General features: G+C 60.4%; 23 protein-coding genes. 14 read left to right on the top strand and 9 right to left on the bottom strand.

Going from position 1 to position 19712, the window contains the following annotated elements:
* Positions 1 to 134: 134 nt before the first annotated feature.
* Together QMB98_RS05260 and QMB98_RS05255 are read left to right on the top strand one after the other, a co-directional pair.
* Positions 135 to 839 carry a TrmH family RNA methyltransferase gene (locus QMB98_RS05260; protein WP_371684629.1) on the top strand — a complete coding sequence of 235 codons (705 nt, stop codon included), beginning with the start codon at positions 135 to 137 and terminating at the stop codon, positions 837 to 839.
* Positions 840 to 1113: 274 nt separating this feature from the next.
* Positions 1114 to 1671, top strand: coding sequence for a hypothetical protein (locus QMB98_RS05255; RefSeq protein WP_371684628.1), 558 nt, complete (start codon positions 1114 to 1116; stop codon positions 1669 to 1671).
* A 264-nt stretch (positions 1672 to 1935) separates the two neighbouring features.
* Here QMB98_RS05255 and QMB98_RS05250 read toward each other — a convergent pair whose 3' ends face one another.
* Genes QMB98_RS05250 through hemC form a run of 5 tightly spaced genes read right to left on the bottom strand, consistent with a single transcriptional unit; the run spans position 1936 to position 6535 of the window.
* Positions 1936 to 2757: a Sir2 family NAD-dependent protein deacetylase gene (locus tag QMB98_RS05250; RefSeq protein ID WP_371684627.1), complete on the bottom strand. Its 822-nt coding sequence runs from the start codon at positions 2755 to 2757 to the stop codon at positions 1936 to 1938.
* Positions 2757 to 4043 carry a glutamate-1-semialdehyde 2,1-aminomutase gene (gene hemL, locus QMB98_RS05245; RefSeq protein WP_371684626.1) on the bottom strand — a complete coding sequence of 429 codons (1287 nt, stop codon included), beginning with the start codon at positions 4041 to 4043 and terminating at the stop codon, positions 2757 to 2759. Before hemL ends, QMB98_RS05250 begins: the two co-directional genes overlap by 1 nt.
* Positions 4036 to 5007, bottom strand: coding sequence for a porphobilinogen synthase (hemB, locus tag QMB98_RS05240; protein WP_371684625.1), 972 nt, complete (start codon positions 5005 to 5007; stop codon positions 4036 to 4038). Before hemB ends, hemL begins: the two co-directional genes overlap by 8 nt.
* On the bottom strand, positions 5004 to 5672 hold the full coding sequence (locus QMB98_RS05235; protein ID WP_371684624.1) for a uroporphyrinogen-III synthase: 669 nt from the start codon (positions 5670 to 5672) through the stop codon (positions 5004 to 5006). Before QMB98_RS05235 ends, hemB begins: the two co-directional genes overlap by 4 nt.
* Positions 5669 to 6535, bottom strand: coding sequence for a hydroxymethylbilane synthase (gene hemC / locus QMB98_RS05230; RefSeq protein WP_371684623.1), 867 nt, complete (start codon positions 6533 to 6535; stop codon positions 5669 to 5671). The genes QMB98_RS05235 and hemC overlap by 4 nt, the downstream gene beginning before the upstream one ends.
* 338 nt (positions 6536 to 6873) lie before the next feature.
* On the opposite strand from hemC, the gene QMB98_RS05225 reads away from it, so the two are divergent.
* Positions 6874 to 7866 carry an asparaginase gene (locus QMB98_RS05225; protein ID WP_371684622.1) on the top strand — a complete coding sequence of 331 codons (993 nt, stop codon included), beginning with the start codon at positions 6874 to 6876 and terminating at the stop codon, positions 7864 to 7866.
* 114 nt (positions 7867 to 7980) lie between these two features.
* On the opposite strand, the gene QMB98_RS05220 is transcribed toward QMB98_RS05225, so the two are convergent.
* Together QMB98_RS05220 and hemE are read right to left on the bottom strand one after the other, a co-directional pair.
* On the bottom strand, positions 7981 to 9279 hold the full coding sequence (locus tag QMB98_RS05220) for an NAD(P)/FAD-dependent oxidoreductase (RefSeq protein ID WP_371684621.1): 1299 nt from the start codon (positions 9277 to 9279) through the stop codon (positions 7981 to 7983).
* A complete protein-coding gene (gene hemE, locus QMB98_RS05215) occupies positions 9276 to 10280 on the bottom strand; it encodes a uroporphyrinogen decarboxylase (RefSeq protein ID WP_371684620.1) in 1005 nt (334 codons plus the stop codon). The genes QMB98_RS05220 and hemE overlap by 4 nt, the downstream gene beginning before the upstream one ends.
* 77 nt (positions 10281 to 10357) lie before the next feature.
* Between hemE and QMB98_RS05210 the strand changes: the two genes are divergently transcribed.
* The 4 genes from QMB98_RS05210 to fbaA all read left to right on the top strand — a co-directional run bounded on the left by QMB98_RS05210 (position 10358) and on the right by fbaA (position 14579).
* Positions 10358 to 11623 (top strand): glutamyl-tRNA reductase, encoded by a 1266-nt coding sequence (locus QMB98_RS05210; protein WP_371684619.1) that lies wholly within the window; start codon positions 10358 to 10360, stop codon positions 11621 to 11623.
* On the top strand, positions 11616 to 12599 hold the full coding sequence (gene hemH, locus QMB98_RS05205) for a ferrochelatase (RefSeq protein ID WP_371684618.1): 984 nt from the start codon (positions 11616 to 11618) through the stop codon (positions 12597 to 12599). The genes QMB98_RS05210 and hemH overlap by 8 nt, the downstream gene beginning before the upstream one ends.
* Before the next feature lie 126 nt (positions 12600 to 12725).
* On the top strand, positions 12726 to 13421 hold the full coding sequence (gene hemQ, locus QMB98_RS05200) for a hydrogen peroxide-dependent heme synthase (protein ID WP_371684617.1): 696 nt from the start codon (positions 12726 to 12728) through the stop codon (positions 13419 to 13421).
* Between the two features lie 135 nt (positions 13422 to 13556).
* Positions 13557 to 14579: a class II fructose-bisphosphate aldolase gene (gene fbaA, locus QMB98_RS05195; RefSeq protein ID WP_371684616.1), complete on the top strand. Its 1023-nt coding sequence runs from the start codon at positions 13557 to 13559 to the stop codon at positions 14577 to 14579.
* 7 nt (positions 14580 to 14586) lie between these two features.
* Here fbaA and QMB98_RS05190 read toward each other — a convergent pair whose 3' ends face one another.
* Positions 14587 to 14736 carry a hypothetical protein gene (locus QMB98_RS05190; protein ID WP_371684615.1) on the bottom strand — a complete coding sequence of 50 codons (150 nt, stop codon included), beginning with the start codon at positions 14734 to 14736 and terminating at the stop codon, positions 14587 to 14589.
* Between the two features lie 122 nt (positions 14737 to 14858).
* Between QMB98_RS05190 and QMB98_RS05185 the strand changes: the two genes are divergently transcribed.
* Positions 14859 to 15485: a class II aldolase/adducin family protein gene (locus QMB98_RS05185; protein ID WP_371684630.1), complete on the top strand. Its 627-nt coding sequence runs from the start codon at positions 14859 to 14861 to the stop codon at positions 15483 to 15485.
* A gap of 23 nt (positions 15486 to 15508) precedes the next feature.
* Here the strand turns inward: QMB98_RS05185 and QMB98_RS05180 are convergent, their stop codons facing one another.
* Complete coding sequence (locus QMB98_RS05180; protein WP_371684614.1) at positions 15509 to 15925, bottom strand: hypothetical protein; 417 nt, start codon at positions 15923 to 15925, stop codon at positions 15509 to 15511.
* 216 nt (positions 15926 to 16141) lie between these two features.
* Between QMB98_RS05180 and QMB98_RS05175 the strand changes: the two genes are divergently transcribed.
* From QMB98_RS05175 to QMB98_RS05150, 6 genes are all read left to right on the top strand, one after another.
* Complete coding sequence (locus QMB98_RS05175) at positions 16142 to 16546, top strand: low molecular weight phosphatase family protein (protein WP_371684613.1); 405 nt, start codon at positions 16142 to 16144, stop codon at positions 16544 to 16546.
* 182 nt (positions 16547 to 16728) lie between these two features.
* Positions 16729 to 17301 carry a hypothetical protein gene (locus tag QMB98_RS05170; RefSeq protein ID WP_371684612.1) on the top strand — a complete coding sequence of 191 codons (573 nt, stop codon included), beginning with the start codon at positions 16729 to 16731 and terminating at the stop codon, positions 17299 to 17301.
* Positions 17302 to 17481: 180 nt separating this feature from the next.
* A complete protein-coding gene (locus QMB98_RS05165) occupies positions 17482 to 17898 on the top strand; it encodes a hypothetical protein (RefSeq protein WP_371684611.1) in 417 nt (138 codons plus the stop codon).
* A gap of 122 nt (positions 17899 to 18020) precedes the next feature.
* Complete coding sequence (locus QMB98_RS05160; protein WP_371684610.1) at positions 18021 to 18452, top strand: hypothetical protein; 432 nt, start codon at positions 18021 to 18023, stop codon at positions 18450 to 18452.
* A 19-nt stretch (positions 18453 to 18471) separates the two neighbouring features.
* On the top strand, positions 18472 to 18897 hold the full coding sequence (locus QMB98_RS05155; protein ID WP_371684609.1) for a hypothetical protein: 426 nt from the start codon (positions 18472 to 18474) through the stop codon (positions 18895 to 18897).
* Positions 18898 to 19203: 306 nt separating this feature from the next.
* A complete protein-coding gene (locus tag QMB98_RS05150; RefSeq protein ID WP_371684608.1) occupies positions 19204 to 19617 on the top strand; it encodes a hypothetical protein in 414 nt (137 codons plus the stop codon).
* Positions 19618 to 19712: the final 95 nt, after the last annotated feature.

Genomic DNA, 19712 nt, shown 5'->3' with positions numbered 1-19712 from the left:
GATTGGCAGCCCGCCCCCGAACCCGGTGGCATGCCCTTCGGTGGTCAGCGCGGCGGATACGACCCGGGTCGCGACGCCGGTCGTCCCACCGATGGTGCACCCGGCAACGGGCAGTACCCGAACTCAGGGCAGTAATGACCGAACAGTTTCACGTCAGCCCCGGCAATGCCGGGGCTGACCCCCGTTTAGAGGAGATCGCGACACTGGGACCCAGCCAGCCAACTGAGCCAACCAATGCAGAGCTAAACCCAGATGATCCTCGCCTGTCGGATCCGAGGATCGATCCCGAGCTCGTCATGAATGGTGATACTCGGAACGTGGTCGACAAGTACCGACTGTGGTCCGTGGAAGCGATCAAGGCCGATCTCGATCAGTCGCGTGCCGCCCTCCACATCGCGATCGAGAATCTCGAGCACGATCTCAACATCGGTTCCATTGTCCGTACCGGTAATGCGTTCAATGTTGGGGGAGTGCATATCGTGGGCAGGAGACGGTGGAACCGTCGAGGCGCCATGGTGACCGACCGCTACCTCGACATCATTCACCAGCCCCAGCCGAAGGACCTCGCCACCTGGTCTCGTGAAAACGACTACGCCATCATCGGAATCGACAACGTCCCGGGATGTACGGATCTGGAGGCAAGCCCGCTTCCCGAGCGCTCCGTCCTTGTCTTCGGCCAGGAATCTAAGGGAATCTCCCCCGAGCTCCTAGCCGAGTGCGCACAGGTACGGCAGATCCCGATGTACGGATCGACGAGGTCAATGAACGTGGCCGCCGCAGCCGCCATTGCCATGCATTCCTGGTCCGTGACACACCAGTACGGGAAGAGATCCAACTAATTTCGGGCCAACCAAGGTGAGATTCTCACGAAATCTATTCTGGCCCAGACAAGTTAATTGCCCAGACCGCCATGCCGATTTTTCGTTGGTATCGCTTAATTTTCTCGAAGAGCCCGCTCAGTTTACGTAGCTGAGCGGGCTCTCATTATGAGACAACGTGAGAACGCATGAGAGCTTTCTCATGTGTATCTCCTTTCCGCGTCATACGGGGTTTGTTTACTTGTGATCAGCAAGGGAAGCGAGCCAAGCTTCCACCGACAAAAAGGAGTACATCATGTCGAACAGGATTTGGATTACCACTGGAACTCTCGGAGTTGTCACGATCCTCGCAGGTACCGGAATCGCGGTTGCCGATCAGGGTGATGACGTGGTCCGTCCCGCACAGATCCAGCAGGACAACGTATCCGCCAACACGACCCACAGCACCCAGTCCGCAAACACCACGGTCTCCGCAGTCTCGACCAAGTCGGCAGTATCGACCCCCTCAGCCAAGTCCACCGTTTCGGCTCAGTCGACGCAGTCGGCCCAGTCCCCGCAGTCCCCAGCTTCGGCTCCCTCCCCGGTTTCGGCACCATCACCGGTTTCGGCACCGTCCCCGGTCTCGGCTCCGTCGGCTCCCTCGCCGGCACCCGCTAGGGCACAGCAGCCCGCTCCGGCACCTGCCCCGGCTCGCCCGGCCCCTGCACCCGCGCCCGCACCGGCTCCTGCTCCAGCACGACCTGCACCGGCACCCGTCTACTCGGCACCGAGTCCCGTTTCGGCTGACTCCGGGTACTCTGCTCCCTCGGCGGATTCCGGCTACTCGGCACCTTCCGCTGACTCAGGTGACTGATCTTGGACCGGTAGAGGCCACGACCTATCCAAAGAGGCCATAGCCAGACCCGCACTGAGGCGCTAGGCTCTCAAGTATGTGGCCAGGGGGATGGATCCATTCGGATTCATCCCCTTTACCGTGCGCGCTGGCCTCCATCGTTGATAGGCAAGCTGCTTTTCCCTTTGGTTTGTCACTTCGTTGTTGCGAGACGTGGCGGGTTGCTGGCCGGCACAGACCCGGGTTCTCAGCACACCAGACTGTTGGGGATCAGTTCTTTGTAGGTCAGCTTTGGCCCGCGTGCGTGATGAGCCTGTCAATCTCCGTGAGCGTAGAGTCAATGTCGGCGTCGAGCCTGATGTCTGCGAGTCGGTCTGCCTGCGTCGGGCCGCGGTTGATGATGGCGAGGCTGGCTCCGGAGGAGAGCCCCTGGGTCACGACCCACATGCCGGTCAGAACGAGAAGAGAGGATCCGAGAACAAGGATGGTCTTGGCGCTACGTGCGTAGTCGAAGGCCTGCTCGATGTCGTGAACGCCCTCGCCAAAGAACACGATGTCCGGCTTGAGGGTGCTACCGCACGTCTTGCACGGCGCGATGGTGAAGGTGGAGGTTTCGGCCCGTGTTCTATCGGCTTCGGCCAGGATAGCCACATGGGCGGGATCCGGATCGTCGATCGTGTCCGGGTTCAGTTCTCTAAGTCTGACATCGAGTTCCTCTCGCGAGGTGATCTCGTGGCAGTCGATGCAGGCGACGCGGTTGAACGACCCGTGCATCTCCGCCACCTTTTCCGATCCTGCCTTGAAGTGCAGTCCGTCAACGTTCTGGGTTGCGGTCCCAATGATGAGTCCGCGCCTCTCCCAGTTGGCGAGGATCTGGTGCCCCCTCGTGGGTGGGAGCGAATCGAGGGCCTTCCAGGATTCCTGGTTGCGTTGCCACACCCAGCGCCGCCACATGGGTGAGCTTCTGAACATGTCGTAGTCGACGCTGGGTTTCTCAGAGCCGCCACTCCCGCGGTAGTCGGGAAGGCCGGAGCCGGTCGACAGACCGGCCCCGGACACCACGACCACATCGCCCTGGGCGATGAGGCGAGCAAGCTCCTGGAGCACTAGGCAGTAGCCTCTGCGGCGGCACGAGCGGCCTTCGGCGCCGCCTCCAGGATCCTGTTGATGATTGCATCATCGTGGGTTGCGGACACGAAGTAGGCCTCGAACACGGAGGGCGGCAGGTGAATGCCATCCTCAAGGAGGGAGTGAAAGAACGGCGGGTACCGGAACTGATCCTGGGCCGCGACCTCGTCGTAGTTCGTTGCCGGAGTGTCCGAGAACAGGATCGAGAACAGAGAACCAACCTTCTGGATCGTGTGTGCCACACCGGCTTCGGTCAGTGCCTGGGAGAATCCGGTCGAGAGTGCCTCTGAGGCTCGGTTGATCGTCTCGTACACGGTATCGTCTGCCAGTTTGAGGGTGGCGATGCCGGCGGCGGTCGCCAGCGGGTTGCCCGAGAGCGTGCCCGCCTGATAGACGGGACCGAGGGGCGCGAGGTAGTCCATGACATCGGCACGACCACCGAGGGCCGCGATGGGCATGCCGCCACCAATGACCTTGCCGAAGGTCAGCAGATCCGGCGAGTACGGAACTTCCTGATCGATCCCCCACATCCCGCTCTTCGAGAGGCGGAAGCCGGTCAGCACCTCGTCGAGAATGAGCAGTGCACCCGCCTTCTCGCATTGCTCCTTGAGGAAGGCGTTGAACCCGGGTTCGGGAGGGACCAGTCCCATGTTCGCGGGAGCCGCCTCTGCGATGATCGCGGCGATGCGGTCCCCGTGGGTTTCAAACAGGTCGGTGACTGCCTCGCGGTTGTTGTAGGGCAACACGACGGTGTCCTCGACCGTGCCCTTGGGAACACCCGCCGAGGAGGACATGCCAAAGGTCGCAACACCGGAACCGGCGGCGACCAACATGTTGTCCTCGTGGCCGTGGTAGCAGCCAGCGAACTTCACGACCAGGTCGCGACCCGTGAAGCCACGGGCGAGACGGATGGCAGTCATGGTGGCCTCGGTGCCCGTGGACACGAAGCGGATCTTCTGCACGGGAGCTACGCGGTCAATGACGAGTTCAGCGAGTTCGACCTCGGCCTCGGTGGGAGCACCGAATGAGAGGCCCTTTGATGCCGCCCGCTGGACGGCGTCCACGACCTGCGGATGTGCGTGACCAAGGAGCGCGGGACCCCAGGAACCAACGAGATCGATGTACTCCCTGTCGCCGGAGTGAATGTGGGGGCCGGAGGCGCGATCGATGAAAACGGGGGCGCCGCCTACGGAACCGAAGGCGCGGACGGGGGAATCGACGCCACCGGGGATAACGGATTGTGCGCGAGTAAAGAGATCAGACACGGTTCACTTTCTTTGCCAGCTCGGTGGCCCAGTAGGTGCAGATGATGGTGGCCCCGGCCCTCGCGATCGAGGACACGGATTCCAGGATGGTGCGGTCGCGATCCAACCAACCGCGTTCGGCGGCGGCCTCGATCATCGCGTACTCGCCGGACACCTGGTAGGCGGCAACCGGAACGGTCGATGCCTCGGCGACATCGGAGAGGACATCGAGGTAGGAGCCGGCGGGCTTCACCATGACAACGTCTGCTCCCTCCTCGATATCGAGAAGAGCCTCGCGAAGCCCCTCGGTCCGGTTCGACACGTCCATCTGGTACGTCCTGCGATCGCCCTTGAGCTGGGAATCGACTGCCTCACGGAACGGGCCGTAGTAGGCGGAGGCGTACTTGGCGGAGTAGGCGAGGATAGACACGTGCTCGAATCCTGCCTCGTCGAGAGCCTCGCGGCAGGCCGCTACCTGACCGTCCATCATTCCCGACAGGCCAAGCATGTGTGCGCCGGACTGTGCCTGCACTACCGCCATCTCCCTATAGATCTCCAGCGTCGCACCATTGTCAACGGAGCCATCCTTGGCGAGAACACCGCAGTGGCCGTGATCTGTGAACTCGTCCAGGCACAGGTCGGCAATGATGACGGCCTCGTCACCGAGTTCGTCACGCAGCGCCTTGAGCCCCACATTGAGGATCCCGTTCGGATCGACGGCTGCCGACCCGGTCGCGTCGTGTTCCACGGGCACACCGAACAGCATGATGCCGCCGACTCCGGCGTCGACAGCCTCGCGGGCCGCCTTCGTGAGGGACTCGAGGGTGTGCTGGTATACGCCTGGCATGGAGGCGATGGGTTCGGGGGAAGTGATGCCCTCACGAACAAACATGGGAAGAACGAGATTGCCGGCAGTGAAGCCGGTTTCCTTCACCATGGAACGCATGGCGGGAGTGGTGCGGAGCCTCCGTGGGCGTGAAATCATGAGTCGATCCTTTCGAGGCGGGCCTCGAGGCCCACTCGGTCTGGTGTATCTGATGTGGCAAAGACTGGGAGCTTGCACGAGACGAGGGCCTGCGCGGTGGGCTGACCAAGAGCAATGAGTTTGGGAACCTCGGTTCCCGTGGGCCAGTGGTCGGCAATGGCGCGGGCCGCGGTTGATGCGGTCACGATGATGGCATCGGCTTTAGCCTCCGCCAACTTCCTCACGCCACCGGAATCGGCCTCGGACGAGTAGATGTCGAATCGGTCGACTCGGTAACCGCGCTCGCCGAGGCCCACCTGTAGGGTCTGGGATGCCTGCGCGGATGACGGGAACAGCACCCGTCCCTTCCCGTTCGGAACTGTGTTCACCATCGACTGTGCGCTCGCGGGAGGCGGACCAACAAAGTCCGGGGTGCGCGGGGAGCCCTGGGCGGTCGCCTCACCAACGCATGCAATTCGCAATTTCTGCGGGATCTGGATCTTCGACAGTTGGAGGAGACGGAAGGAGTGCGGTGACGTGACGGCTACCCACGTGCCGGCCTCAGCGTTGTTGAGAGCCTCGCTGAAGGCATCGAGACCGGACTGGATCGGGTGGCGCGAGGTGACGGGAACGGCGAGCCAGCCCTCCGTGAGCTGAGAGCGGGGACGGGTGATCGCGACTCTCACGGCCGCACCCCACGCTTGATGAACTCTTCGGCAAGGCCGGTTGCGAGCGTGACGGGATTGTTGGAGCTCCTGCGGATCTCGATCTTCGATCCCTCCCCCGTGAACCTGGCATGCAGAGCGACGGTCTTGCCGGTGGACTCACCAAGCACCCCAATCGGGGTGGAGCATCCGGCACCCAGTGTTGTCATGAAGGTGCGCTCCGCGGTGAGCTCGAGCCGTGTCGTGTGGTCGTCGATCTTCTCCAGGAAAGGTTCGAACCTGGAACCGGCAACGGTTTCGATGGCGAGGGCGCCCTGACCGGCTGCGGGAACCATGACCTCGAAGGGCAGGTCCTGACCGGTGTCGATTCTGAGCCTGTTGAGACCGGCCCTGGCCAGGATCACGCCATCAAGATCCTCGTTGACGCGGCTGAGGCGGGTGGGTACGTTTCCACGAATGTCCACGATCTCAATGTCGCGACGGAAGTGGCGAAGCTGGGCTGCCCTGCGCGGGGAACCGGTACCGATCTTGGCGCCGTAGGGGAGGCCGCGGTAATCGGTGTGCCCCACAAAGACATCGTGAGCGTTCTCGCGCTTTGGGAAGTAGAGGGAAAGCTCGGGGTGGTCCGCGGCCGGCAGATCCTTGGCTGAATGAATGGCGATATCGCACTCGTCTCGGAGTAGCGCCTCACGCACCGCTCCCGTGAAGAGACCGGTTCCACCAATCTGGGAAAGGGAGCTCTTATCGACGTCACCCTTCGTTGAGATTCCGACGATCTCAAACCCGGAAAGCTCGGGGTTTGCATCGACAATGGCCTGGGCCTCGGCTGATGCCTGGGCGACGGCGAGATCTGAAGTTCTGGAACCAACTCGAAGCACGTGCATGTCGCCATCATACGCACCTCGGTCAACCGCGGGCCCTCCCGAATTCGGGAGGAACACCTCCGATTCCTCATATTCACGCGCCTTATATGGTCATTGCTGCTTAGCTCGTGCCGTGTGCCACTCTCACTTGACTGAGCCAACTATCCTTGACGACAGCGACCGTCCCATACGAAGGCAGTCAACCCGCACAACTGTTTAACTCGCGATCTTCCGCCGAGTATGCGGCGTCCTCTGCACTGACCGATGGGTCGTGCTGTTGACCAAACTGGACATTGGTCGGATGCTTATGATGGCTGGGGGAGTGAGGACACGTCCCCTTTTTTACTTGGGAGTGTGTGTTGCCTAAACCAATCGTTGCCGTGGGTGCCCTCGGTGGCACCATCGCCATGTCCGCACCGGGGATGGAGGCGGTGAAACCGGAGCTGGATGCTGCCGCACTGGTTGCCTCGGTGCCCGTGCTGGAGGATGTTGCGGAGATCAGGTCGCATTCGATCAGCAACGTGCCATCTCCCGCGATCGTTCCCAGTAATGTTCTGGCGGCCCTGGACTTTGCTCGCGAGGCCGTGGACTCCGGCGCGGACGGTGTTGTGCTCACCCACGGCACAGACACTCTCGAGGAGAGTGCCTATTTCCTGGACCTGCTGTGGGACAGGGAGGAGCCCCTTGTCCTCACGGGTGCGATGAGGAGCCCGAACGTTCCGGGTGCGGATGGTCCCGCCAATCTCCTTGCCTCTGTCGTGACCGCGAGTGCTCCCGAGGCCCGCGGCATGGGAGTGCTGGTTGCGCTTGACGACACGGTTCATCTCGCTCGCCTCGTGACCAAGTCTCACGCCACCGCCGTGTCCGCTTTCCAATCTCCGGGGTGGGGCCCGGTCGGCAGGATCGTTGAGCGTAAGCTCCGGCTCATGCTGAGGCCAGCACGCGTCTTCGACCCGCTCCCGGTGCCGGATGTTCGTGACATCGAGATCCCGATCGTTCAATCACCCTTTGGGGACGACGGTCAGTGGGTCACGGCGATCGCCACCAGCAATCCACGTGCCCTCGTCATCGAGGCCTCGGGCGCGGGACACCTATCCATCCCCGCAGCCGATGCAGTCGAGGAGCTTATGGGAGAGGGTCTGATAGTCGTTATGACGACACGGACCGGAAGTGGTTCAACAACTGAACACACATACGGGTACCCGGGTTCAGAGGAGGATCTCATCGTGCGTGGCGTCATCCCCGGCGGCTTCCTCAACGCGCGCCGCCTGCGCATCCTGCTCCACGTACTCCTCAGCAGCGGCATGACCCCCAATCAGATTCGTAACGAGGTACAGTTCCGAGGCGAGTAAAGACTCAGGGAACCCTACCATGGGAAAGCAACAGCGGGAATGCCTGGAAGCCTGAAATCGGGAGAGCCTGAAAGCCAGAAGTTCAGAGCCTGAAGGCGTGAGTCGATAGGGGAGCTAGATCAGTTCTCGAGCCGTTGCTAGCGCGTGGGGGATGACGGAGGCGACTCCGGTACCCGCCCGCCACGCCCCCGTGATGCTCATCCATTCCGGCCCCGTGATGGTCTGCGACCATTCGCGAAGGGCGGGCGTTGAGGGCGTGAGCGCACCGCCCCAGCGCACCAGCTTGGAGCCAACAATCTGAGAGAACTCAAGAGAGACTCCCATGAGGGTATTGAGGTCCTCGAGAGCGTCCTGCGCCGATATCTCCTCGTTCTTGGCGTAGGAGACGCGGACCGCGTGCAGGTCCGTGACCTCTTTGAGCCAGCCCCACTTGCTCGTGAGGTGGGTGAGGGCCTTGGCGCGGGCCGTGCCCTGCGCGCACAACATGCCCGAGCCGCGGGGAGCACCGTCAAGCTCGGGGGCGTCGAGAACAAGCGTGACGTGCGTGGTGGGAGTGCCCGTGGGGATCTCGAAGGGCTCGAGATTGGCGACCGACTCGAGGAGCGACACGGCGGGCCGGATCGACGTGGCAAGGATGACGTGGTCGGCGCTCAGGGTTTCAGTTATACCGTCGCGCACGTACTCGACGGTCACGGCGGAGGAAGCGGAAGCGGTTTCACAGTTTTTAACGCTGATGACCTTCGCGTCCGTCACGAGTACCGCTCCAGCATCCTCGGCCTGGGCCACCAGGGTGTCGACGAGGTGGAACATGCCGCCCTTGACGGAGGCAACGGCCGGCCCTGCCAGCCCCCTCGCGACGGCGGCCGACAGGGTTCCTGCGCTACGGAAATCTGCAGCAAGCTGGGGATTGATGGCGAGCTTGGCAGGATCCGTGGAGTAGATGGCGGTGGCAATGGGGCGAACAAGTTTCTCCAGGAGCTCTGAACCCATGCGTGCCTCAACGAGTTCCGCGAGGGTTGTTGCCTCTGCACCTACGCTCGGGTCGAGGACAAGATCCTCGGCAACCCGTTCCGGGTGGTCCAGCGCTGCAACGATCTCGGGGGACGAGGGATCGGCAGGAATGCCGAGGGAGGTATCGGCCGGAATGACCAGGGGCTTACCGTGCCAGATCCAGGAACGGCCCGTTGGTACGAGAGTGTCCAAGCCCAGGGAGTGCACGTAGTCGGTGACGGCGCTGTTGCGGCGCGCAAAGGATTCCGCGCCGATGTCGAGACGGACTCCGCCGATCGTGTCGGAGGCGATGAGGCCGCCGAGTTTTGACCGTTCCTCGAGCAGGGTGACGTGCTTGCCGGCCTGCGCGAGTTCGTGAGCGGCTACCAGGCCCGAGAGGCCTCCTCCGATGATGACGATCATTCGCCGGTCAGCTCCCCCTTGACGTACGACACGATCTTCGTGAGGACCGTCGGATCGGTGTTGGGTGGAACGCCGTGGCCGAGGTTGAGAATGTGGGCGGGTGCCGCCCTCCCCGATTCAATAACCTCATCGATGTGAGCTCGCAGGACCTCCCACGGGGCGAAAAGCAGAGCCGGATCCAGGTTGCCCTGAAGGGGCTTGTTCGAAACGAGCTGCGCCACCTCGTTCAGGGGAATGCGGTAGTCCACTCCGAGAACGGACGCGATGCTTCCCATCTCCGGCAGTATCCCTGTGGTCCCGGTACCGAAATGGATGGTGGGAACGTTGGCGTAGCTGAGTGCCCGTTCCGAGTAGGGGAGGACCTTTTCCCTGTAGGTTGCCTTCGAGAGGGAACCGGCCCACGAGTCGAAGAGCTGCACGACGGAGGCACCGGCCTCGATCTGGATCTGGAGGAACCTGCCCGTCACGTCCGCGGCCCACGTCATGAGGCGATCCCAGGAGACCGGGTCGGAGTACATGAGGGAGCGGGCGGCGAGATGATCCCGGGAGGGCTTGCCCTCGACAAGGTAGGCGGCGAGGGTGAACGGTGCACCACCGAAACCAAGCACGGGAACATCGAGTTCATTCACGCAGATCTCGACGGCCTTGCGGATCTCGGGGGAGTCCTCGAACTCGTACGCCACAAGCTTGTCGACGTCGGCTGCTGATGCGATGGGGTTGCCGAACACGGGACCCACTCCGGGCTTGATGTCGACGTCGATGCCGGCCACCTTGAGGGGCGTGACGATGTCGGAGAAGAACACGGCGCCGTCCACTCCGTGGCGGCGCACGGGCTGCATCGTGATCTCCGCCGCCATCTCAGGGTTCAAGCACGCGTCCAACATGTTCGTGCCCTCGCGCAGGCTCCGATACTCGGGAAGGGACCTGCCGGCCTGTCGCATGAACCAGACGGGGACTCGCTCGCCACGCGTACCGCGGGCTGCATCAATTAAGAGGGACACGTCTCTATTGTGTGAGCAAGTGGAAATTTTTGCCAATTAGGTACAGAATCGGAGGTGTGAGCTTTGTGGTCCTAACGGTGAATCACCACGATTCCGATATCTCGGATGTTGCTGACACGGCGCAGCGTGGTGACCAGGTCAAGAATGACATCCTGAACAGTGCAGGAGTCGACGGTGCTGTCGTGCTGTCCACCTGCAACCGATACGAAGTCTATTTGGATGCTGGCGAGCAGGCCGCACGCGACGCAGCCTCCCTCATCGGATCCAATGTCGCCGTCTATTCCGGTCTTGATGCTGCCCGCCACCTCTTTGAAGTTGCCTCCGGCCTCGACTCCATGGTTGTGGGCGAACGCGAGATCGTCGGGCAGGTCCGCCAGGCACTGACCGAAGCCCGCAGGGACGGCACCACCTCACCACTCCTCGAGCAGACCATGCAGGGGGCGCTCCGCACCTCCCACGAAGTCGCAGTCAAGACCGACATCTCCCGGGCCGGCCGCTCCATCGTCAGCGTCGCGCTGGACATGGCGGGGGCGGTTGCGTGTGAACGCGGCCAGTACGAGTGGGAAGACATCGACGGTCCCTCGATTCCCCGCACCGACTGGACCGGCATCAACGTCCTCCTCGTTGGCACCGGAGCATACGCGGGAGCCACGGTCGCTGCCCTCAACGAACGAGGTGCCAGCAGCGTGCGCGTGTGGTCCCAGACCGGTCGTGGCCCCAAGTTCGCCGCCGACCACCACATCGACCACTCACCCACCCTCGATCTCGCGTGGCCCGATGTCATCGTGCTCTGCCGTGGTACCGGTTCCCCCGTGCTCACCGTCGAGATGGTGAAGGAAGCAAAGCAGAGCCGCGGCCCCCTCACCCTCGTTGACCTTGCTCGCACCCGTGACGTCGAGACTGAGGTCAAGGACATCGAGGATGTCACCCTCATCGATCTCGAGACGGTCCGCAGGCACGTGCCCGCAGCGGGTGCCGGGGACATGGATCAGGCTCGCACCATCGTCAACGAGGGCCTCGCGAAGCTCGATTCCGATCTCCTGGGCCGCACTATGGATCCGCTCGTTGTCGCCGTTCGCGACATGGTGTCCGGTGAACTTGAGAAGGAGCTACGCAAGCTCCCCGCCGCCGGTGAGATTCCCGCTGAGGCCGCGATCCGAGCCCTCCAGCGATTCGCGGCAGCGGTTGCCTACCACCCTTCCCGCGCCGCACAAGACGCGGCTAGGGAAGGACGCGGCGAGGAATACCATCGTGCCGCGGAACTCGTTTTCGGTATTGAACTACCCAAACCAACCGAGCAGGCACTGTCGAAGTGCCCACGAAAGGACAAGCCGAATGCCTGACGCCTACCTCGTTCTCTCCTATGGCGGGCCGAACAAGCCCGAGGACGTTGTCCCGTTCCTGCGTAACGCAACAGCAGGCAAGGGCATCCCGGATGAACGACTGGAACAGGTTGGTGAACACTACTTCATGTTCGGTGGGAAATCACCCATCAACGAACTGAACAATCAGCTCGTGGATTACCTGCGAGACGAACTCGCGCGACGCGGCGACAACACCCCCGTTGTCATCGGCAATCGCAACTGGGAACCCTACGGCAACGACGTCATTCGGGAACTCTACGCGGACGGCGCCCGTGACATCACAGCGATCGCCACCTCAGCTTACGAGTCATACTCCTCGTGCCGTCAGTACCGCGAAGACATCGCACGTTGGCTCGGTGAACTCGATGTCCCGGACCTCGAGATCCGTAAAACCAAGCCATTCTGGAACACCGAGGGCTTCTTCGAGGCCAACCTCGACGCCGTCAAGAAGGCCATGGGGCAGCTGGAGGGTGCACGGCTCGTGTTCGTGACCCACTCGATCCCCACAGCGATGAACACGGCCTCCGGCGCTCGTCACGAGCTCACGTACGAACAGCAGCATTTGGCGCTCGCGGAACGCATCGCCACCGAACTTGGAATCGAAGAATGGGATCTCGCGTTCTGTTCCCGTTCCGGTTCGCCCCGCACGCCCTGGCTTGAGCCCGACATTTGCGACCACCTGGAGGACCTGCACGAGACGGGTGTGGAATCCGTGGTTCTTGCCCCCATTGGTTTTATTTCGGATCACATGGAGGTCCTGTACGACCTCGACACGGAGGCGAAGGCCAAGGCCGAAGAGCTTGGTATGGGCTTTTTGCGCGCCGCCACCGCAGGCGTCCACCCCGCCTTCATCTCCCAGCTTGCCGACATCCTTCAGAACCCCGGTGACACCTCCTGCTCGGTAAAGTGCTGCTGGGCGGGCCCCGAGGCCCCCGGTATTCCCGCAATCGTCTAATCACTCGCGGCTCCTTGAGCGTCTCGCTCAGGAGCCACGGGCTCACGACCACACGGACAACCGCACACATCGATCAGAACAACCGACGAACACCACGAGGCAAAGCGCCTCACGCAAAGGAGCATCATGCAGCAGCCGAGCGATCAGATTGTCGAAGAAGTCAACTCATCCATCCGCTACACCATGTGGTCGGTCTTTGCGACCACCGGTCAGATCTCGCCGTTTGAACGAGAAGAGATCGTCAAGGCAGCCGAGGAAGCTGTTGCTGCCACGGGCGTTGTCGTTCGAGGCTACTACGACGTGGCTGGCCTGCGCGCCGACGCTGACCTCATGGCCTGGTGGCATGCTGAGACGATCGAGGAGGTTCAGGCCGCCTACCACGCGCTCCTCAACTCCGATCTCCCCATCAGCCCCGTGTGGTCGGTTGTTGGCCTGCACCGCCCCGCCGAGTTCAACAAGCGTCACCTTCCCGGCTTCCTCCTCGAAGACGAGGCCCCGAAGTACATGGCCGTGTACCCGTTCGTCCGTTCCTACGAGTGGTACCTGCTCGAGGAATCTGAACGCAACAGGATCCTCCGCGACCACGGCATGAAGGGGGCGCCGTACAAGGATGTTGTGGCATCCACGGTCGCCTGCTTCGCGCTCAACGACTACGAGTGGATTCTCGCTCTCGAGGCCGACGAATTGCACCGCATCGTCGATCTCATGAGGGACTTCCGCTACACCGAGGCACGCCGTCACGTACGGGTTGACGTCCCGTTCTACACGGGTCCCAAGGTCACTCTCGCGGAGTGGGCTGAGCGTCAGCCCGCCGGCGAGTGAATCGTGTGGAATCGCTTATAAACCCACAAATTTCCCAGAAAAACACTGCAAATTAGGCCCACCGGCCTACCGATTGAGCACCGCTCATGAGACAATAGCAAGTGGTAAAAGCCCACTACGAAGGAGAGTTCCACCGTGGCTATCGCAACCCCAGAGGTATACAACGAGATGATTGACCGGGCCAAGAAGGGTGGCTTCGCCTACCCGGCCATTAACGTCACCTCCTCCCAGACACTCACCGCAGCTCTCCAGGGCTTCGCGGAAGCAGAGTCCGATGGCATCATCCAGGTTTCCGTTGGCGGTGCCGAGTACTTCTCCGGCTCCACCGTCAAGGATCGCGTTGCTGGCTCGCTCGCCATGGCCGCATACGCCAAGGAAGTTGCTAAGAACTACGACGTAACCGTCGCACTTCACACCGACCACTGCGCAAAGCAGAACATTGACTCCTGGGTTCGCCCGCTCCTCGAGATTGAGGCTGAGCAGGTCAAGAACGGCGAGCTCCCCTCCTTCCAGTCCCACATGTGGGACGGTTCCGCAGTCGACCTCGACGAGAACCTCTCCATCGCTCAGGAGCTCCTCGAGCTCTCCCAGAAGGCCAACACTATCCTCGAGATCGAGATCGGCGTCGTTGGTGGCGAAGAAGATGGCGTCGTTGGCGAGATCAACGAGAAGCTCTACACCACCGCTGCTGACGGCATCAAGACCGTTGAGGCCCTCGGCCTTGGCGAGAAGGGCCGTTACACGACCGCTCTGACCTTCGGTAACGTCCACGGCGTCTACAAGCCCGGTTTCGTCAAGCTCCGCCCCGAGCTCCTCGGCGAAATCCAGAAGGAAGTTGGCGAGAAGTACGGCAAGGAGAAGCCGTTCGACCTCGTCTTCCACGGCGGCTCCGGCTCCACCGAAGAAGAGATCGCAACCGCTGTCAAGCACGGTGTCATCAAGATGAACATCGATACCGACACGCAGTACGCATTCTCCCGCCCCGTTGCTGACTGGATGCTCAAGAACTACGACGGCGTGCTCAAGATCGACGGCAACGTTGGTAACAAGAAGCAGTACGACCCCCGCGCATGGGGCAAGGCAGCTGAGAAGGGCATGGCAGACCGCATCGTCGAGGCTTGCCAGCAGCTCGGCTCGGTCGGCACCCGCATCAAGTAACTCCCGATCAAGAAGATCTAAGAGTTAGAACCTCAGTGGCGGCAGGCATCGGCCGGCCGCCCCATTGTTGTTTTTTAACATATTTAAATTGAACGTCAACGACGTTGTTGGCATCGGCTTTGAACAGCTGGGTATTGATTGCCTCAATGCCAATCATTGATTTGCCTACGGTACCTTCGCGTCAAAACTAGGGAACCGATGTCCGATTCGAGGCTAGGGTGAGCGAGTATCTGTTTCTTGGGACTTGGGAGTACAACCGTGACTGATGCTGTCGAAAAAATGCTGGAGACGGCGTACCGACTTGCGGATCTGGGACTCTCTCCAGGTGCCTCAGGAAACATCTCGTGCAAAATCGGCGACACCATCTATCTGTCGGGGACTGGGACATCCTTTTCCATGCTGACAAGAAATGACCTCTCAATCCTCAAGGACGGTGAAGTAACTGGACCGAAGCCAACGGGGGAACTTGGCTTTCACGTCAAGGACTACGAACGCAATCCAGCCGCCACCGCAGTCGATCACAATAACACGCCCCCTCCGACGGCGGTGTACTGCTTGAATCCCTGGCAGCCCTACCACGCAATCCCGCCGATCACGCCCTACGTGTTCATGAGGGTGGGAAACCTGCCTTACGTTCCCCACTCCTATCCGGGTAGCCCAGAACTCTTTGCCAGCATTGACGAGATTAAGTACCCGTACGACGCTGTCATGCTGGCAAACCACGGAATTATCACGTCGGGTTCACTGTCGCAGGCGGAGCAGGCCTGCATCGAAATCGAGAACGTTGCCGGCCTCCATCTCCAACTCCTCGGTCAGGACGTCAATAGGCTCACCGAGGAACTAGCCGCTAAATGGAATCGGCCGTGGAACACGACCGATTACCGCAAGGCAACACCAGTAGCCTAAGGAAGAGGTTTCAATAAGTGATGCTACTTGGCATCGACCTTGTCCCCGATGAGAGTGAGCCCTGCGCCAAGGGCCGCTAGCACCAGTGCCTGCTTGGTGTGGGGGAGTCGCTTGCCCTCAGCCTTCCTGCTTTCAGCTCTCTTGAAGATTCCCTTTTCGGCGAGAATGGTGAGGAACGTGCTCGTGATGGTCAGGCCGGCAACGACGCCTGCGGCGGACTTCAGTTCATCGGCGTCCGCCCCATCCAAATACTCCTTGACGGTCCGGGCGCCATCGTTCAGGGAGTCCCGTTCTTCCGTTGCGAACCATGCAATGAGTCCGGAATTGACGGCAGTCTTGCCAACAAAGCGGAGGAACTTTGAACCAACAAAGTCCGGCATCGAATAGTGGGCCAGAATTCCTCCGGCGGTGATGAGGGCGGCTTTGCGTGAGTCCGTCATGATCTGCCTTTCGTTTCTCTGCCCAGTCTACGGGGCGCGCTCGGTCTCGATGCGCGGTGAGGGAGTGAGCTCTCCCCAAGAAGAATAAGCTGACGTGGGTTTGGGGATTTGGGACGTGGGGCGGATGAACGAGGTAGCTGAAATGTTGGTGAGCTGTCTGTTCTGCAAACTTGGCGACTGTTAGACTCGGGGCACGACCTAAGAAGGGGTTCCATCATGGCATCGGTGTTGTTTGTATGCGTGAAGAACGGTGGCAAGTCGCAGATGGCTCAGGCCCTCATGAAGGCCAAGGCGGGTGACAAGGTTGATACCTATTCGTGCGGCACGAAGCCCGGGGATTCCATCAACGAACTATCCCGGCAGGTCATTGAAGAGGTCGGTGCCAGCATGGCTGGCGAGTACCCCAAGGGCATCGATCCCACCGTTGTCTCCTCAGTCGATAAGGTCGTCATTCTTGGGACCGAAGCGGGAACAGAGGAGTTCCAGCAGGCTAAAGACATCGAGGTTTGGGATATTGATGAGCCGTCCCTGCGTGGCATCGATGGCGAGGAACGCATGAGGCTCGTTCGTGACGATATCTCCCGACGAGTCGATAACCTCTACGACGAACTGATGTCCTAGACCTCAGTCAATAACAAGGATTATCGACGCCACACTCCATTTGCCGAGTGTGGTCGCGTAGTTCTTCACGGAGGGTCCCCTGACGGTTCTCTGGTTGAACTTTCTGGCACGACTATGGGGCGGGGTAGGCTTCCCCCTGTCTTGCTCGTGACTGACACTGCTCCCTCACTTAGTGTGCCTGTATGAGAGCGACACGAAGATTTATGGCAATGGCGGGAACGATTGGTTTAACCATCGGTCTAGCAGCATGTGGGGACGAAGAGCGTCCAGAAGAGACTGGAGCTGAAGAGACTGGTGCCCAAGAGCTCGGAGCCGAAGACACTTCTCCCGAGGTTAATCGTCCGGAGGAGGAAGAGGCGCCGGACGAAGTCGATACGCCGGTTGAGACAGAACCTGTGGAGACAGAGACTGAAGGGACCGGACCAGCAGACACGACCGGCGAGGGAACGCTCGTCATTGATGTGACGAGTTGGGCTGAAGACCGTACGGGTGAGACGGTGACGCTGGAGTTCCCAGTGATTGAGGGTCAAGAGTACGAGATCATGCCTGACAGTGCATGGTCCACAACCTTCCAAATCAACGAGGTCGGAAGCGACAGCGTGACTTTCACTTTCGATGGCTACTACTACGCAGGAGAGGATGGTCCGAGCGAAAACCCAGAGTTCACCCTCTATGATTCCTGGTCGACGACGTTCGAGACGGCCTCCGATGACGGAGGTTACTACTACGACGTGACTTATCAACCGGGTGAATAGACCCGCTCCACAAGAGAATCGCGAAAACAGGATGACGGATCGCAAGCGAGATCGTCGGGATGAGCGCTGGCCCGTCCTCACTGTTGTGTCGTGAGAGCTACGGGATTGAATGCCGCGTTCCGGGTAGCCGTGCCCACCTCATCGGGTGCCTCCGAGGATCAGGCCACTTACCGTGCTGTCATGAAGGCGACACAGAAAATCACCACATTGATAGCGATGGCCGGCATCGTCACTGGCCTCGCTGCCTGCGGAGACGATAACCGAGACCCAGAAGGCTCCGCTTCGGGTGGCGTGGGGGGTAGTGGCACGATCGTGGTTGAAGCGACAAGTTGGGGTAAAGGCACTGCCTATGACCCCGTGACCGATGAACTACCCGTTGTTGTGGGTGAGCCCTATCAGATTTCTGGCACCACACTAAAGGTTGTTGACGCTAGGGACGGTAGAGTCACGTTCAATCTTGAGGGCTACTTCAGAATCGATAATTCGAGGGTGGAAGATCCAGACATCACCCTGACCGAGCACGAGACAATCACGTTCCAGACAGATTCGTATGATGTTGGAGTCGATTACGAGATTGTGTACGAACCCGCGGAATAGTTCTGTGCGGGCTCAGATCTGAATCGGACACGATGGAAACTCGGTGGTCAAACGTGTCCAATCGGGTAGGCGTGCCCACCTCTGCTGGTGACGCAGAAGATTCACCCACCTAGTCTGCTGGTATGAAGACTGCACAGAGATTGATGACCGTTGTGGGACTTGTTGGAATTGCTGCGGGGCTTGCTGCCTGCGGTGATGACGATTCCGGGCCGGAAAACACGGGTACTGAGGAGTCGGTCGCTGAGGACACAATCATTGTTGTAGCCACGAACCACGCCAAGGGCCAGGCGGTCGGAACTGAGACCATGGAGCTCCCTGCGGTTGAGGGTGAGAGCTATGAGATCAAGGGAATGTCGGAACCAACCACGACCCTTGAGGTGACCAGTATCGGCGACGGTAGCGTGACGATCGCCGTTGAAGGCGCCTACTTCCTGGGAGAAGGGCTGAGCGAGAACCCCGAGTTCACTCTCGAATACTTTGATTCGATCACCTTTGAAACCGCCTCGGAGGATGCTGGGGTCCGTTACGACATCACATATCAGCCTGCTCAATAGGCCAAGGCAGGGAGTTGCCATGAGCAAGCGAAACGTGGTCCCAGGCATAGTTCTTAGCTTGGGTGCTCTGACCGCCTGCGGTGGGGGAGGATCGTCTGACGATGTCACGGTCAGTCTCACCATCTCGGAGGAAAGCCGGAACGGTCACGGCCCGAACTATGAGCCAAGGACAGTTGAGAACACTCACGAGGTGAAGAAGGGCAACACTGTTGCCGTTGACATGTCAGCCTCGGATGGTCTCGAGATCACCGTCGAGAACATTGATGACGGGGTGGTCGGTCTCTCCTTCAGCGAAGAACTTGTTCCTGAGAACAGTTACGGCGGATACGACTACACCAGCACCGAAACATTGGTTGAGAATCAGGATGGATGGATAAGAACCTTCTCGATGCCAACCTATGACGTTGGCATCACCTACATGTTCAAGGTCGAGATTCTCGCCTGAACACTTCGTCAGCTTTTGGAGTGAACTTATCGCTTCTGACATCACTGCGAGGTCCTATTTGATACGCATGTGGTGACAGCGAGGTTTGCCAGAGTAGTTAACGAACCTGTCAGCGTAAATTGAAGAAGCCACCTCTTTGAGACAAAAGCGCGCATGTATGCAGATTTTGAGTAGTGCCCCGGAGTGCCCATGCTCCTTTTTGGCTGCGTTGTCGAGCGCAATGTCCGTGCAATGGCAACTCCCCACGGGTAGGCGTGCCCACGTCATACTGGTGACCTCACAAGTCCAAGCACATAGTCTGCTCTTATGAAGATGGCACAGAAGATGACAGTGACGGTGAGCCTGGTTGGCATGACCGGTGGGCTTGCTGCCTGCGGTGATGGTGGTTCTGGGCCTGAAAGTTCGGCCGCGGAGGGGACGATCATCGTCACCGCTGAAACGTGGGCCAAGAACGACACAACTGGTTCAGAAACGAAAGAGCTGCCCGCCATCAAAGGTGAGAGCTACGCGATCAAGGGCATGACCACAACCCAAGTGCTCGAAGTGACGGACGTCAGCGATGACTCCGTGACTTTCACCCTCGAAGGTGCGTACTTCACGAGTGACGGCATGAGTGACAACCCGGAGTTCACCCTTGAAGAAGGCGAGTCCGTCGCATTCAACACCGCATCTGCCGATGCTGGTATTCGCTACGAAATCAGCTTTGAGGTCGGGGAATAGTCCCTGAAATGAGGAACGATCATGAACAAGAAACATGCGATCCCGGGGGCCGTGCTTGCGCTAGGCGTCATGGCAGCCTGTGGAGAGGATAGTGG

This window comes from Flaviflexus sp. (assembly GCF_041440645.1).
Taxonomy (GTDB): Bacteria; Actinomycetota; Actinomycetes; order Actinomycetales; family Actinomycetaceae; genus Flaviflexus.
This window is presented reverse-complemented; position numbering and strand designations above follow the sequence as displayed.